17 protein-coding genes are annotated in these 15,647 nt (G+C 43.4%); 14 read left to right on the forward strand and 3 right to left on the reverse strand.

What is annotated here, in order from left to right; all coding sequences use genetic code 11:
* Positions 1–190 precede the first annotated feature (190 nt).
* From rpsF to rplI, 4 genes are read left to right on the forward strand one after another with little or no spacing between them, the layout of a single operon-like run.
* Positions 191–559 carry a 30S ribosomal protein S6 gene (gene rpsF, locus PL85_RS17045; RefSeq protein WP_013857919.1) on the forward strand — a complete coding sequence of 123 codons (369 nt, stop codon included), beginning with the start codon at positions 191–193 and terminating at the stop codon, positions 557–559.
* Positions 560–567: 8 nt separating this feature from the next.
* Positions 568–870, forward strand: coding sequence for a primosomal replication protein N (gene priB / locus PL85_RS17050; RefSeq protein WP_026027846.1), 303 nt, complete (start codon positions 568–570; stop codon positions 868–870).
* Positions 871–886: 16 nt separating this feature from the next.
* Complete coding sequence (rpsR, locus tag PL85_RS17055; RefSeq protein ID WP_000090472.1) at positions 887–1,114, forward strand: 30S ribosomal protein S18; 228 nt, start codon at positions 887–889, stop codon at positions 1,112–1,114.
* 33 nt (positions 1,115–1,147) lie between these two features.
* A complete protein-coding gene (gene rplI / locus PL85_RS17060) occupies positions 1,148–1,597 on the forward strand; it encodes a 50S ribosomal protein L9 (protein WP_115339461.1) in 450 nt (149 codons plus the stop codon).
* Positions 1,598–1,661: 64 nt separating this feature from the next.
* On the opposite strand, the gene PL85_RS17065 is transcribed toward rplI, so the two are convergent.
* On the reverse strand, positions 1,662–2,426 hold the full coding sequence (locus PL85_RS17065) for a DUF481 domain-containing protein (protein ID WP_115339462.1): 765 nt from the start codon (positions 2,424–2,426) through the stop codon (positions 1,662–1,664).
* A 174-nt stretch (positions 2,427–2,600) separates the two neighbouring features.
* Between PL85_RS17065 and PL85_RS17070 the strand changes: the two genes are divergently transcribed.
* The 3 genes from PL85_RS17070 to pgi all read left to right on the forward strand — a co-directional run bounded on the left by PL85_RS17070 (position 2,601) and on the right by pgi (position 6,968).
* Positions 2,601–4,007: a replicative DNA helicase gene (locus tag PL85_RS17070; RefSeq protein ID WP_013857915.1), complete on the forward strand. Its 1,407-nt coding sequence runs from the start codon at positions 2,601–2,603 to the stop codon at positions 4,005–4,007.
* A gap of 4 nt (positions 4,008–4,011) precedes the next feature.
* A complete protein-coding gene (gene alr, locus PL85_RS17075; RefSeq protein ID WP_174223815.1) occupies positions 4,012–5,094 on the forward strand; it encodes an alanine racemase in 1,083 nt (360 codons plus the stop codon).
* A 221-nt stretch (positions 5,095–5,315) separates the two neighbouring features.
* Positions 5,316–6,968: a glucose-6-phosphate isomerase gene (gene pgi, locus PL85_RS17080; protein WP_064624238.1), complete on the forward strand. Its 1,653-nt coding sequence runs from the start codon at positions 5,316–5,318 to the stop codon at positions 6,966–6,968.
* Between the two features lie 96 nt (positions 6,969–7,064).
* Here pgi and PL85_RS17085 read toward each other — a convergent pair whose 3' ends face one another.
* Both PL85_RS17085 and zur read right to left on the reverse strand, forming a co-directional pair.
* Positions 7,065–7,526 carry a chemotaxis protein CheX gene (locus PL85_RS17085; protein WP_017043302.1) on the reverse strand — a complete coding sequence of 154 codons (462 nt, stop codon included), beginning with the start codon at positions 7,524–7,526 and terminating at the stop codon, positions 7,065–7,067.
* Positions 7,527–7,544: 18 nt separating this feature from the next.
* Positions 7,545–8,003, reverse strand: a complete 459-nt coding sequence (gene zur / locus PL85_RS17090) for a zinc uptake transcriptional repressor Zur (protein ID WP_029388347.1) — start codon at positions 8,001–8,003, stop codon at positions 7,545–7,547.
* Between the two features lie 251 nt (positions 8,004–8,254).
* Between zur and dusA the strand changes: the two genes are divergently transcribed.
* From dusA to PL85_RS17125, 7 genes are all read left to right on the forward strand, one after another.
* Positions 8,255–9,235 (forward strand): tRNA dihydrouridine(20/20a) synthase DusA, encoded by a 981-nt coding sequence (dusA, locus tag PL85_RS17095; protein ID WP_115339463.1) that lies wholly within the window; start codon positions 8,255–8,257, stop codon positions 9,233–9,235.
* A gap of 210 nt (positions 9,236–9,445) precedes the next feature.
* A complete protein-coding gene (gene pspG / locus PL85_RS17100; RefSeq protein ID WP_026027454.1) occupies positions 9,446–9,655 on the forward strand; it encodes an envelope stress response protein PspG in 210 nt (69 codons plus the stop codon).
* 99 nt (positions 9,656–9,754) lie between these two features.
* A complete protein-coding gene (locus PL85_RS17105; protein WP_019282801.1) occupies positions 9,755–10,411 on the forward strand; it encodes a TIGR04219 family outer membrane beta-barrel protein in 657 nt (218 codons plus the stop codon).
* Positions 10,412–10,577: 166 nt separating this feature from the next.
* Complete coding sequence (locus tag PL85_RS17110; protein WP_038149123.1) at positions 10,578–10,808, forward strand: hypothetical protein; 231 nt, start codon at positions 10,578–10,580, stop codon at positions 10,806–10,808.
* Positions 10,809–10,904: 96 nt separating this feature from the next.
* Positions 10,905–12,758: an assimilatory sulfite reductase (NADPH) flavoprotein subunit gene (locus PL85_RS17115; protein WP_088728582.1), complete on the forward strand. Its 1,854-nt coding sequence runs from the start codon at positions 10,905–10,907 to the stop codon at positions 12,756–12,758.
* Complete coding sequence (gene cysI / locus PL85_RS17120; RefSeq protein WP_115339464.1) at positions 12,758–14,491, forward strand: assimilatory sulfite reductase (NADPH) hemoprotein subunit; 1,734 nt, start codon at positions 12,758–12,760, stop codon at positions 14,489–14,491. The genes PL85_RS17115 and cysI overlap by 1 nt, the downstream gene beginning before the upstream one ends.
* Positions 14,484–15,236, forward strand: a complete 753-nt coding sequence (locus tag PL85_RS17125) for a phosphoadenylyl-sulfate reductase (RefSeq protein ID WP_094150237.1) — start codon at positions 14,484–14,486, stop codon at positions 15,234–15,236. The genes cysI and PL85_RS17125 overlap by 8 nt, the downstream gene beginning before the upstream one ends.
* Positions 15,237–15,647: the final 411 nt, after the last annotated feature.

Consider the following 15,647-nt stretch of genomic DNA (forward strand, 5'->3'; position numbering starts at 1 on the left):
CTTGTGATCAAGAGACAGGCTTAGGCTTCCCTTTTTGTTTGACGTGACCCTTAGTACATTTCCCTTGCTAATCCTGCTTCGTTTCTGTACTATTTGCCGTCCTTAATTCTCGGTCTTTTTTTTTCGTTCCTTGCTTCCTATGGACGACCGAGCCAAACCTGGAAGCTGAATAATCCGTAAGGAGCAACCGATGCGTCATTATGAAATCGTATTCATGGTGCACCCAGATCAAAGCGAGCAAGTTGCTGGCATGATCGAGCGTTACACTGGTTCTATCACTGAAACTGGCGGTACTATCCACCGTCTAGAAGATTGGGGTCGTCGTCAAATGGCTTACCCAATCAACAAGCTTCACAAAGCTCACTACGTTCTTATGAACGTTGAAGCTGACCAAGCTGTGATTGATGAGCTAGAAACTGCTTTCCGTTTTAACGATGCAGTTCTACGTAACATGATCATGCGTACTAAAGCTGCTATCACCGAGCCATCAATCATGCTGAAAGCTAAAGAAGAGCGTTCTAAGCGTGATGAAACTCGTTTCGATGCAGACGCTGAGTAATTGATTTTATGACCAATCGGATGGAGTTGAGTGGCACTGTCGCAAAACCTCCCATTCGAAGCCAAAGTCCTGCGGGTATTGAACATTGCCGTTTCTGGCTTGAACATCGCTCAACAGTGATAGAAGCTGATTTACCGAGACAAGTCTATTGTCGTATGCCGGTAGTCGTCAGTGGGCAGAGGTCAACGAATCTCACTCAACACTTAGTACAAGGCAGCACCATAACCGTAAGTGGCTTTGTCGCTTACCAAACTAGCCATAATGGCGTAGGTAAATTGGTGCTACATGCCGACCACATTACTCAAATTTAAGATCAGGAGATAGCCCATGGCTCGTTTCTTCCGTCGTCGTAAATTCTGCCGTTTCACTGCAGAAGGCGTACAAGAGATTGATTACAAAGATGTAGCAACTCTTAAAAACTACATAACTGAAGCTGGTAAAATCGTACCTAGCCGTATCACTGGTACTAGCGCTAAATACCAACGTCAGCTAGCTCGTGCAATCAAGCGTTCTCGCTACCTAGCTCTATTGCCATACACTGATAAACATCAGTAATTGGCACCGTTTATTAAGAAAGAGGATTAATCAATGCAAGTTATTCTACTTGATAAAATCGGTAACCTAGGCAGCCTTGGCGACACTGTAAGCGTGAAATCTGGTTATGCTCGTAACTTCCTTATCCCACAAGGTAAGGCTGTAATGGCAACTAAATCTAACGTTGAAATGTTTGAAACTCGTCGTGCTGAACTTGAAGCTAAAGTTGCTGAGCAACTTGTTGCATATCAAGCTCGTGCTGAACAAGTTAACGCTCTTGAAGCTGTTGTTATTACTTCTAAAGCGGGCGATGAAGGTAAACTATTTGGTTCTATTGGTACTCGTGATATCGCTGACGCTATTACAGCGGCAGGTGTTGCAGTATCTAAGAGCGAAGTTCGTCTACCTGAAGGTGCTCTACGTAACGTAGGTTCTTTCGAAGTGAGCATCCAACTTCACTCAGAAGTGTTTGCAACTGCGAAAATTCAAATCGTTGCTGAGTAATTTCAGTCTTCGGATGAATTGAAAACACCAGCCTTGGCTGGTGTTTTTTTTATCTTCAAACTACCTAGAAACGAAACTGTAAACTAAATGAAGTGACGCTATCGGCTTTACTTAGTCCTGCTGGAACCTTATCGTGGTATTGGCGAGACAAGTTCACTTTCAACGCAATCGAATCAGTAATGTGGTTGGTTAAAATGAGTTCGCTATCGGTTCTGATATTACTTTCTCCTGCGACAAGAGTCAGTTCAGAGGAGATGGTTAAATTATCGAAAGTTGCCCAAACACCTTTTAAGTTACCACGAAATATGACTTCTTCGACTGTATTTGCAAACACAATATCCGTACTTGATATCTCATCTAGGTTAGGTTTTTGATAACGAAAGCCGGGCCCTATTTCAAGCTCTAATAGTAATATGTCGGTATTCATCAATTGGTAACCCATTCCACCAGATAGAGTGTAGTCTTTGAAATAGGCGCTGTATTTCGAATCAACACCGTTAAAGTTTGCGTATAGATAGGCTTTTGAAGCTAACTTATAGTCACTTTGCAGCGAATAGTTTGCCTGCCGCTTATTCTCTTTTCCATTTTTATCAAGACGATACAATTTCCACTCACCATTGGTTCGATGGCGACCTGTTATGTATTCTGTCTTGACTCGTGAATTCAATGACTCTGAATCAGTATTACCTGAGTGGGCTTGGTAACCTAATTCGACTTGGCTATTCCAAGGAGAAGGAACTTCGATTTCCGTATCGTTTTTAAGATCCTCATTAGCATAAGCTGCATTCATCGCGAACAGGCTAAAACTAAGAAACCAAATTTTGGACACGAAGTACCCCTAAAGTGAATAAAAATAGTGGGCGAAATAGTAGGTGTAGGGCGGTTCTGTTTGGTCAGCATGAGGTTAATTCTCTACGAGATAAACACAAAGTTTCGTTTACATAATTACAAATGATCTATTCTGGCTATAATGGTCGGTCATTAGATAGTATTGAGCGAAGTCATGGCTGCACCACGAACAGATCAACGAAATCGTAAACCGTTTGACGCACAAGTCGACGCAATTAAAGTTCCTCCACATTCGATCGAAGCTGAGCAATCAGTGATTGGAGGCTTGCTATTGGATAACGAACGTTGGGATACGGTGGCTGAGCGTGTGGTCAGCAAAGACTTCTATAGCCGTGCGCATCGTTTAATTTTTGATGCAGCTAAATCTATTTTGGAAGCCAGTAAGCCGCTCGATCTTATTACATTATCTGAGTATCTCGAGCGTCGCGAACAGTTGGAAGATGTCGGCGGTTTTGCTTATTTAGCGGATTTGGCGAAAAATACGCCCAGTGCGGCTAACATTAATGCTTATGCTGAAATCGTAGCGGAACGAGCATTGGTGCGTAACCTCATCGGTGTTGCCAATGAGATTGCGGATGCAGGTTATGATCCGCAAGGGCGCAGTTCGGAAGATTTGCTCGATCTGGCTGAAAGTAAAGTGTTCGCCATTGCTGAGGAGCGTACCAGCGAAAATGAAGGCCCGCAGAATGTCGATTCGATTTTAGAAAGAACTTTAGAGCGTATTGAACTGCTGTATAAAACACCACAAGATGGTGTCACGGGCGTGAATACGGGGTTTGCTGATCTCAATAAGAAAACGGCTGGTTTACAAGGTTCTGATTTGATCATTGTAGCTGCTCGCCCTTCTATGGGTAAAACGACGTTTGCCATGAACTTGTGTGAAAACGCGGCCATGGAGCAAGAAAAACCGGTTCTTATCTTCTCTCTTGAGATGCCAGCTGAACAAATCATGATGCGTATGTTGGCATCGCTTTCTCGCGTTGATCAAACCAAAATTCGTACTGGGCAGCTGGATGATGAGGATTGGGCACGAATTTCGTCTACCATGGGTATTCTCATGGAAAAGAAAAATATGTACATAGATGATAGCTCAGGCCTCACGCCTACCGAGGTTCGTTCTAGAGCTCGTCGTATTGCGCGCGAGCATGGCGGCTTGTCGCTCATCATGGTCGACTACTTGCAGTTGATGCGAGTTCCTTCGCAATCGGATAACCGTACTTTAGAAATTGCGGAGATCTCTCGCTCGTTAAAAGCGCTGGCTAAAGAATTGAATGTGCCCGTGGTGGCTTTATCGCAGCTTAACCGTTCGTTGGAGCAGCGCGCCGATAAACGCCCAGTCAACTCCGACTTGCGTGAATCCGGTTCGATAGAACAAGATGCCGATTTGATCATGTTCATTTATCGCGACGAGGTGTATCACCCTGATAGTTCGTTAAAGGGTATCGCAGAGATTATTATAGGTAAGCAACGTAACGGCCCGATTGGTTCTGTACGGTTGACCTTCCAAGGGCAGTATTCTCGTTTTGACAACTATGCAGGCCCTGCATTTGACGATGAGTAATTTGATGAGCTACATGAAAGCGGCGACCGCCTGCATCGATCTCGATGCGTTAAAGCACAACCTACAGCGAGTAAAACAGCAGGCACCAAACAGTAAAATTATGGCGGTGGTCAAAGCAAATGGTTATGGTCATGGGCTTCGGCATGTTGCGAAACATGCACTGGGCGCGGATGCATTTGGCGTGGCGCGCATTGAAGAAGCACTGCAACTGAGAGCGAGCGGTGTGGTAAAACCTATCTTGTTGCTTGAAGGTTTTTATTCCCCGATGGATCTTGCTGTATTGGTGACCAATAACATTCAAACCGTTGTTCACTGTGAGGAGCAGTTAGTCGCCTTAGAGCAAGCTCAATTGGATGTCCCAGTCAATGTTTGGTTGAAAATCGATAGCGGAATGCATCGTTTAGGTGTGCGCCCAGAACAATACCCCGATTTTTTAGAACGTTTGCAAGCGTGTAAAAACGTAGTGAAGCCATTGCGTTATATGAGTCATTTTGGTTGTGCCGATGAACTCGATAAATCAACGACTTCTGAGCAAATTGAGCTATTTTTAGCAATGACAAAAGGTCATGAGGGTGAAAGATCACTTGCTGCCTCCGCTGGTTTATTAGCTTGGAAGCACAGCCAGTTAGAGTGGGTTCGCCCAGGTATTATTATGTATGGCGTTTCTCCTTTTGATGATAACTCGGCGCAAGCGCTGGGCTATCAACCTGTAATGACATTAAAATCACACTTGATCGCAGTGCGAGATGTTAAAGCGGGAGAGAGTGTCGGCTACGGTGCCACTTGGACAAGCTTGCGTGACACTAAGGTTGGTGTTATCGCAATTGGCTATGGCGATGGCTATCCTCGTACTGCACCCAATGGAACTCCGGTTGTTGTCAATGGGCGTAAAGTGCCGATTGCAGGGCGAGTTTCAATGGATATGCTTACGGTCGATCTCGGTCCGCAAGCCAGCGACAAGGTGGGGGATGAGGTTATTTTATGGGGAAAAGAGCTACCAGCTGAAGAAGTGGCCTCTCACATTGGCACGATCGCTTACGAGTTAGTGACGAAACTCACTTCTCGTGTTGAGATGTCGTATCAATAAAGCCAGAGTATGCACCCATTAGGTTTACCTGACCTAACTCAATATGAGAGCGGGTAAGCTGCGTCATAATGGCGATCACAAAACGAATAACGACGTGTTGCCTTCCAAATATAGGCAGTCGATACCATTTTCTTTTTTTGCTCAATCGGGGATTCCATCATTTTGAAACAGAGTTTAGGAATGATAGGAATAAAACCTACTGTCACATCGGGATAGATACCATGTTGAAAAATATCAATCCAACGCAAACCAACGCTTGGAAAGCACTGACTGCGCATTTTGAATCAGCGCAAGATATGGACCTTAAATCGCTTTTTGCACAAGATGCACAACGTTTCGATAAATTCTCGACTCGTTTTGGTTCAGATATTCTTGTTGATTACTCAAAAAATTTGATCAACGAAGAGACCTTACAACATTTACAAGCATTGGCGAATGAGACTGAACTAAAGTCAGCCATCGACGCTATGCTGAAAGGCTGCGCGATCAACCAAACTGAAGGCCGTGCTGTACTGCACACTGCGTTACGCAACCGCAGTAACACACCGGTCATGGTTGATGGTGAAGATGTGATGCCAGCCGTGAATGCGGTACTTGAGAAAATGAAATCGTTTTCTGAACGAGTGATTTCTGGTGAATGGAAAGGTTACACTGGTAAAGCGATTACCGATATTGTCAACATTGGTATTGGTGGTTCAGACCTTGGTCCATACATGGTCACAGAAGCACTTGCGCCGTATAAGAATCATCTTAATCTTCATTTCGTTTCTAACGTTGATGGAACACACATCGTTGAAACGTTGAAAAAAGTCAATCCAGAAACCACGCTATTTTTAGTGGCTTCAAAGACGTTTACCACCCAAGAAACCATGACCAATGCACATACGGCTCGTGATTGGTTCTTAGCGGAAGCAGGCGATGAAACTCATGTTGCAAAACACTTTGCAGCGCTGTCGACTAATGCGAAATCAGTCGCTGAGTTTGGTATTGATACAGACAACATGTTCGAATTTTGGGATTGGGTCGGTGGACGCTACTCACTATGGTCAGCAATTGGTCTATCCATTGTATTGGCTGTAGGCTATGACAACTTTGTGGAACTGCTGTCCGGCGCGCATGAGATGGATCAACATTTTGTGGCGACACCTTTTGAGCAAAATATTCCTGTGATCCTAGCCTTGATTGGTATTTGGTATAACAACTTCCACGGCGCCGAATCAGAAGCGATTCTGCCTTATGACCAATACTTACATCGCTTTGCCGCTTATTTCCAACAGGGCAATATGGAATCAAACGGTAAATACGTAGATCGTAACGGTCAAGCGGTAACTTACCAAACGGGTCCAATCATTTGGGGTGAGCCTGGTACTAATGGTCAACACGCCTTTTATCAATTGATCCACCAGGGAACAAAATTGATCCCGTGTGATTTTATTGCGCCAGCGCTCAGCCATAACCCAGCGGGTGATCATCACCAAAAATTGATGTCGAACTTTTTTGCTCAAACAGAAGCGTTAGCGTTTGGAAAAACGCAGCAAACCGTTGAAGCTGAGCTAAAAGCGGCGGGCAAATCAGCACAAGAAATGGCGGCAATCGCACCATTTAAAGTGTTTGAAGGGAACCGCCCAACCAACTCAATCTTAGTTAAGCAGATCACGCCACGCACTTTGGGCAACCTGATTGCTATGTACGAGCATAAAATTTTCGTACAGGGTGTTATTTGGAATATCTTCAGTTTCGATCAATGGGGCGTTGAGCTTGGTAAGCAGTTAGCAAACCAAATTCTGCCTGAGTTAGCCGACGGTGCTCAAGTGAGTTCACACGACAGCTCAACCAATGGTTTGATTAACGCGTTTAAGACATTTAAAGCGTAATGCGTCAAAACCTTACTTGGATGTGAGTAAGGTTTTATCCAAATAAAAAAGGTTGATACTTAACGGTATCAACCTTTTTTTCTTTAATGAAAGAGCTTACTCGAAACAGATTTCGATAAAAGCGTTACCCCACTGAGAGGTAAACGGCATGATAATAATTGCACCTTCGCATTTATGACGAATCGTGTGGCCTTTTCCTGAGACAACAACCGGAGTTGCCATATCAAAGTCAAAACCACTCTCGGCAAGAATACGTTTAGCTCCGCCTGTCACCATGTTGGTGATTTCGCCGACCATATCTGTCACTTCTTCATTGAGACCGTTGGGGCGTTCACCTAACATATTTTGCATGATTTCCAATGCTAGACTTTCATCAAAAGTAATAGACATGGAACCGCGGCTTTGACTACCAACCATACCAATCAAACCAGAGACATCACCACGGGCAATCTCATCTTTCTTTACACGAGGTTTCTGTGGCTTCAACTCTAATGAAGCCATCGTTTTTAACACGTTCATTAAAGAAGCTAAAAACGGGTTTACAAATTCAGCGCGCATAACCTTCTTCTACTGTTTTTATACTTTCAGACTTGAGGAACACGTTTGGCAAACACCATGAGATTCAATAACGTGATTAACGATGTTAAAACCGTGTTTCTCAGCGTTGCTTGCTAGCAAGGCTATCAGACTATCATCTTGAAGTTCAATAACATTGCCACATTTGTCACAAATTAATAGGTGTGAGAAATGCTTATTAGCATTACAAGAGCAACATGAAATAAAGCTATTTGTTGACTCCACTCTATGAATAAAGCCTTGTTCTAACAAAAAGTCCAGAGCACGATACACCGTTGGTGGTTTCGCTTGGGGCTCGCTTTGCTTTAAATCTTCAAGCAATTCATAAGCACTGGATGCTTTTTGGCTTGAACAAATCAGTTCAAACACTCTCTTTCGTTGAGAAGTTAGTCGTACTCCTCTCGCTGCGCATAGTTCTTCTATTTGTTTCGTTAGCTTGTGGTCCAAATTCATCACCATAACCATTGGACTTTAATAATAATATACTATTTCCAGATTAATAGCCTTGTAGCCTACAACATTTTCTGGAGTTAGTTAGCGATGTGATCGTTGTTTGCAACGAAAATAGTACTTAAATTACCTTATATCGATGCAAAACGATACAGAAGAAGAACTGTTGGCGCTATAAACTCGAAGCGATTACAATGCCAAACTTTGTTTTTGGCTGTAAGTTTAGCCATTGAAACTGACTGAATTGGGATATCTAAATCATGACTCACCCTTGTAAGCTATCAGTAGCCCCTATGCTCGATTGGACAGATCGCCACTGCCGATACTTTCATCGCTTGCTGTCCTCGCAAACGTTACTGTATACCGAGATGGTCACGACAGGCGCGATCATTCATGGTAAAGGGGACTTCTTGGCTTACAACGAGGAGGAACACCCAGTAGCGTTACAATTGGGTGGTTCGAATCCTCAAGACCTTGCTCATTGTGCCAAACTTGCCCAGCAGTACGGGTACGATGAAATCAACCTCAATGTAGGTTGTCCGTCCGATCGCGTCCAGAATGGTCGTTTTGGTGCTTGTTTAATGGCTGAGCCGCAACTGGTGGCGGATTGCGTTGCAGCGATGAAATCAGTCGTTGATATTCCGGTAACCGTAAAGACGCGCATTGGTATTGATGATATGGATTCTTATGAATTTTTGACTGATTTTATTTCATTGGTATCAGAGAAAGGGGGCTGTGAACAGTTTACTATTCATGCGCGTAAGGCGTGGCTTAGTGGTTTGAGCCCAAAAGAGAACCGTGAAATACCGCCGTTAGATTACTCCCGGGCATATCAGCTGAAAAAAGATTTCCCACATTTAGTCATTGCTGTGAATGGCGGTGTCAAAACCTTAGCTGAAGTCAGTGAGCATTTACAGCATCTTGATGGCGTAATGATTGGACGGGAAGCTTATCAAAGCCCTTATTTGTTGGCGGAAGTGGATCAGACCATTTTTGGTATGGATACGCTGATTAAAAAACGTTCTCAAATTATTGAAGAGATGTTTCCTTATATTGAACGTCAATTAGCTCAGGGGTCTTACCTTGGCCATATTACTCGCCATATGTTAGGTATGTTCCAAAATATGCCAGGTGCTCGTCAATGGCGACGTTATATCAGTGAAAATGCGCATAAGCCCGGTGCGGGAATTGAAGTCGTGCAAGCGGCATTAGCAAAAATTCCGAAAGAGTTGAATGTGTAAAAATCACCAACTTAAGTGGTGATTTTTACACATAATAGAAAGGCTAAATGACTCGGTGTTATTTGGCTTTTTTTATTGAAATAAATATTGCTTTTCAAGTGCTTGATTGGCCAAGAAACTGTGATTTTTTAGTCTTGACTTGAAATCAGAGGTGGTAATGACAAGTTGGCTCGATATCTGCTAGTGGTAAGAGAAACGGAGGAAAACATCATGTTTGAACTTATTTTCTTATTGGTTTTTATTGCAACTTTACTGGCGACAGGCATCACTTTGGCGACTGTGTTTATTGCGACGGTCATGGGCTTTATAGTATTGGCATTACTAGGCATGATTGGAGTGATGTTTAAGCTACTACCTTGGATCATTGTGATTGTTTTGGGGGTCTGGTTCTTCCGTCATGTGGTGTACACCCCTCGCTAATGTGGCACTCAACGAAATGTTAACTCACTTCAGGAATATGCTACTATCGCGTTCAATTAAGAACATGCATTAGTAGCGAATAAATAGGGAGCAATAGGGATGAATAAACCAATTTGGTTAGCGTTGGTCAGTGTGGCAATGATGATGTCAACCGCATCGGTTCAAGCAGAATCATTTTATCGTGGAGAAGTTGGCGCTGACATGTGGTGGGGCAGCACTAAAATCGACAATACTCGTCGTGATGATGTGAAGACACCTTCAATCCACGTTGCTTTTGAGCATCAGCTACCTTATTTGCCCAATGCGAGTATTCGTTATACAACGCTTGAGGCGGATTATGCATCCTTTGATAAATACGACTATACCTTGTATTACAATCTGTTAGAGCGACAGTTAATGTCGTTCGATGCGGGTGTTACATTCACTCAATATAGTGGTTCTCAGTATCAAGCACCAGATAGCTTGAAGTACAGTTTTGATAAGACGACTTTTAACTGGTATGCCTATGCCACAATTAAAATTCCCAATACCCAAGTTGATGTGATTGGGCAGTTTGATTTTGGTGATAGTGGCGGAATTAAAAGCGCAGATGTACTAGCGGGTTTGCAGTATTCCATACCTATTCGTGCTGGCAATGTCGCATTGCGTGGCGGCTATCGTGTGATTGATCTTGAATTCACCGAACTTGACCCAAAAACGAAAAACTCATTTGTCTTTGTTGATGGTTGGTTCTTAGGGGCTGAATTTCAATTTTAAGTATCGATTCGATACTTACGCGCTAAATGCATTTTCCATAAAACGCCACCTCTGCAAGGTGGCGTTTTTTATAACTGATAATTATATTATTGCGCAATTTCTTAGCAGAATAAGCAAAATGTACCATGCTTAATTCACGAGTGAATAATGTGAAAATGGTGTGGTGATGACGATTACCGAGTTAAGGGACTTGTATCGTGAGAACAAGCTTATCGAAGCCATTATTGAACCTTCTTTCCAAGAAGGGCATTGGATAGTCGAGTTTCGGCATTGCCGTGGTGGGTTCGTGCTATTAACCGATTCTCAGGGTGACGAATGCCAGTATACCGATCTGGATCTTGCCTCTAAATCGGCTATGGAGGTGGGTTTTAAGCAAGTTCGAGTCGAGTCTAAATGAGAGAATTAAGCGTAATGCCTACTTCCAAAAAGTTATAAAACATACTTATCTATTCTTTCTTGTTATTAAAGAGAGTGGTTAATCTATTGTCACGCAATGAATAGGGAAGTCGTGACCATGTCTTCAGGAAATACCATACCCCAAGAGCTAGCCAGTTTAGCTAGCCCACTCAATGACGCGCAACTGAACGGATTGCAGCGTACTATTTCAGAACTTTCCCCGCAGCAGCTTGCTTGGGTTAGCGGATATTTTTGGGGCCTCAGTCAGTCTCAAGCATCAAGTATTTCTACTTCCAGCTCACAAGCAGCCACTTTAGTATCAATGGAGCCTGCGACTCAATTAACCATTATTTTCGCTTCTCAAACAGGCAATGCAAAAGGCCTTGCTGAAGGATTGGAAAGAGAAGCTCAGGCTGCCGGTATCGCGGTTCAATTATTCGATGCGAGTGATTACAAGGGCAAAGATCTTGCGAAAGAAACGCATGTTATTTTTGTTGCATCGACCAATGGCGAGGGCGAAGCCCCTGACAATGCATTAGCGCTGCATGAATTTTTACAATCCAAGAAAGCGCCGAAATTACCTCACTTGCAATATGGTGTGATTGGCTTAGGTGACTCCAGTTATGAATTTTTCTGCCAAACGGGTAAAGATTTTGATGCATTTTTAGAGCAGCTTGGTGCCAAACGTTTTATTGAACGAGTGGATTGCGACGTTGATTACGAACATCAAGCCACCGAGTGGAAAGCCAAGGCATTAGCAGTGGTAAAAGAAGCTTTTGCAAGTACGCCTGCGCAAGTTGTGCAATTACCCGTGAGTCAAACCACGAGTCATCTATCTCAATACAGTAAGCAAAATCCTTACAGTGCGACTTTACTGACGAGTCAAAAAATTACTGGGCGAGATTCAGGAAAAGAGGTGCACCACATTGAAATTGACTTGGGTGAGTCAGGTATAACGTATCAGTCTGGGGATGCGCTTGGAGTATGGTATGAAAACGATACAGAGTTAGTCAATGCCGTGTTATCTGCGACTGGGCTATCGGGTGTCGAAAGTGTTGAGGTCGATGGCGAAAGTTTATCCATCCATAGTGCTTTAATGCATAAATATGAAATTACGGCTGCAAATCCTCAGATGGTGACCAAGTTTGCTGAGTTATCTGGTTGTACGAAACTGCTTGAGCTGGTGGAGGATAAAGAGAAGCTCAGATTGTATGCGAGCCATCATCAAGTGATTGATGTACTGCGAGAGAAGCAAACTAAACTGACGGCCCAAGCGCTACTCTCTTTATTACGTCGTTTAACGCCGCGTCTTTATTCTATCGCATCAAGTCAAAGCGAAGTTGAAGATGAAGTGCATCTTACCGTCAGCATTGTTCAGTATACACACCAAGATGAGCACCGTTTTGGGGGAGCGTCCAGTTACCTTGGCCAGCGCTTAGAAGAGGGCGACAAGGTAAAGGTTTTCATTGAACACAATAATAATTTCAAACTACCGCAAGATGATAACGTGCCTATTATCATGATTGGTCCTGGCACCGGAATTGCGCCATTTCGTAGCTTTATTCAAGAGCGTGATAACCGTGAAGCAAAAGGAAAAAACTGGCTGTTTTTTGGTGATCGTACATTTACTCAAGATTTTCTCTATCAAGTTGAGTGGCAAAAATATCTGAAATCCGGTGTGCTGAGTCGTCTAGATGTGGCGTTTAGCCGTGATCAGCATGAGAAAGTCTACGTTCAGCATCGATTACTTGAACAATCCGAACTGGTCTGGCAATGGATTCAAAACGGTGCGTATCTTTATGTCTGTGGTGATGCAACGCACATGGCGAAAGATGTGCATGATGCACTAATTGTTATTGCACAGCAGCAAGGTGGGTTATCACGTGAACAGGCAGAGACATATATCAACGATCTGCGCAAAGCAAAACGTTATCAAAGGGATGTGTACTAATGAGCACCAAACAACAATCTAATCATCAAGAAGTATTAGGACAAGAGCTAGGCCCATTGTCAGATAACGAGCGCTTGAAACGTGAAAGTCACTTTTTACGTGGGACGATCGAGCAAGATCTGCAAGATCACATCACAGGTGGCTTTAGTGCTGACAACTTTCAGTTGATTCGCTTTCATGGCATGTATCAACAAGACGATCGCGATATTCGTAACGAACGTGCAAAACAAAAGTTAGAACCTCTGCACAATGTGATGTTACGTGCGCGCATTCCTGGCGGGATCATCACACCGAAACAATGGCTAGCGATAGATAAATTTGCAACTGAGCACAGCCTATATGGCAGCATTCGTTTAACCACTCGCCAAACCTTTCAGTTTCATGGGGTATTGAAGCCTAACATTAAATTGATGCATCAAACGTTAAACAGCATTGGTATTGATTCGATTGCCACAGCGGGTGATGTGAACCGTAACGTACTGTGTACGTCCAATCCTGTGGAGTCTGAACTGCATCAGGAAGCTTACGAATGGGCGAAGAAGATTTCGGAACATCTGTTACCTAAAACGCGCGCTTATGCCGAAATTTGGTTGGATGGTGAAAAACTAGAAACTACAGATGAAGAGCCGATTTTAGGTAATAACTACTTACCGCGTAAGTTCAAAACGACAGTGGTTATTCCGCCCCAAAACGATGTGGATGTACATGCCAACGATTTAAACTTTGTTGCGATTGCCGAACAAGGTCGGTTAGTTGGTTTTAATGTGCTGGTGGGTGGCGGCCTAGCCATGACGCACGGTGATACTTCTACTTACCCGCGTCGTGCTGATGATTTCGGATTTATTCCTTTGGATAAAACCTTAGAAGTCGCCGCCGCTGTGGTTACGACTCAGCGTGATTGGGGAAACCGGTCTAATCGTAAAAATGCAAAAACTAAATACACACTCGATAGAGTGGGCGTCGATGTGTTCAAAGCCGAAGTTGAAAAGCGTGCTGGTATTGAGTTTGCGGTCAGCCGCCCTTACGAGCTCACAGAACGTGGTGATCGGATTGGGTGGATTGAAGGCATCGATGGTAAGCATCATTTAACACTTTTCATCGAAAATGGTCGTTTACTCGATTTCCCTGATAAACCGCTAAAGAGTGGTGTGGCAGAAATTGCTAAAATCCACCAAGGTGATTTTCGTATGACGGCCAATCAAAACCTCATCGTAGCGGGGGTACCTGCTGTACAAAAAGCTACGATTGAGCAGATTGCGCGTCAGCATGGTTTGATCAATGACAATGTGAGTGAGCAACGTAAAAATTCGATGGCGTGTGTCTCTTTCCCTACATGTCCATTAGCTATGGCTGAGGCGGAACGTTTCCTCCCTCAATTTGTAACGGATGTAGAGACGATCCTACAAAAACATGCGTTACCTAAAGAAGAAAACATTATCTTACGTGTCACAGGTTGTCCGAACGGATGTGGCCGAGCCATGTTGGCTGAAATTGGTTTAGTTGGTAAAGCTCCCGGTCGCTACAACCTACATCTTGGCGGCAATAGAGCGGGCACACGTGTGCCTAAAATGTATAAAGAAAACATTACCGATAAACAGATCCTAGAAGAAATTGACCATCTAGTCGGCCGCTGGGCGCTAGAGCGTCAATCCAATGAGGGTTTTGGCGATTTCACCATTCGCACCGGCATTATAGAAGAGGTGATCATCTCTAAGAGAGATTTCTATGCTTGAAGTACCAGTAGTTCCTAAATTGTCCGAGTTATTGGCGCTAACTAAAGTAGAGCAAACGTTACACCTTGCCCCATTAAATGCTTATCTCGAAACGTTAACAGCACAGCAGCGGGTCATGTGGGCGATTGAGAATCTAGAAGGAACCCATGCGCTTTCTTCTAGCTTTGGCATTCAAGCCGCATTGATGCTGCATCTGGTTTCTAGCGTAAAAAGTGATATACCAGTGGTATTGACGGATACGGGCTATTTATTTCCTGAAACATATCAATTTATTGACCAGCTCACGGATCACCTGAATCTCAATCTGCATATCTTCAGCGCTACGATAAGTCCATCATGGCAGGAGGCGCGTTACGGTAAACTTTGGGAACAAGGCGTTACTGGCATTGAACAATACAATCACCTTAATAAAGTAGAACCGATGCGAAGAGCGTTAGATGAACTAGATATTGGTACTTGGTTTTCTGGCCTACGCCGCGAGCAATCACAATCGCGGGCGGCATTACCTATTTTAGCGATTCAAAATGGTGTGTTTAAATTCCTACCTGTGATTGATTGGACAAATAAAGATGTACATTATTATCTGCAAGAAAATCACCTGCCGTATCATCCATTGTGGGAGCAAGGTTACCTTTCAGTTGGTGACACTCATACCACTCGTAAATGGGAACCGGGAATGAATGAAGAAGAAACGCGTTTCTTCGGCTTAAAAAGAGAGTGTGGTCTTCATGAAGAGAATAACTAAGGAGATGATGCAGGTATTTAATCTTCTATATAGTTTAAAAAAGAAATGAGTGAAACGGAAAAAGCGTCTGAAGGCGCTTTTTCTACGTTTGAAAAGATAAAAATTACAGCTAATGTGTATAACTCTGTGGGTAACATGTTTACTTGATCTTAGTAAAATTGAATAAATAAGGCTTTGAGCAGTAATTTGGTGATTAAGCGCTATTTTTGCAATTTTTATAAAATAACGCTTGCCAACGTGACGACGATCTCTATAATGCGACCTCACTGACACGGCACAGCCAGTAAGGGTTCAAGCCCAATTAGCCAGCCAATCAGTAGGTCAAATCGGTAAGGCGAAATAATTTAATAAAGTGTTTGACACTTTTCATTATCTCGCTAGAATGGCCGCTTCTTCAAAGGAAGCCTCGGC

It is taken from the genome of Vibrio anguillarum (genome assembly GCF_001989995.2).
Taxonomy (GTDB): Bacteria; Pseudomonadota; Gammaproteobacteria; order Enterobacterales; family Vibrionaceae; genus Vibrio; species Vibrio anguillarum.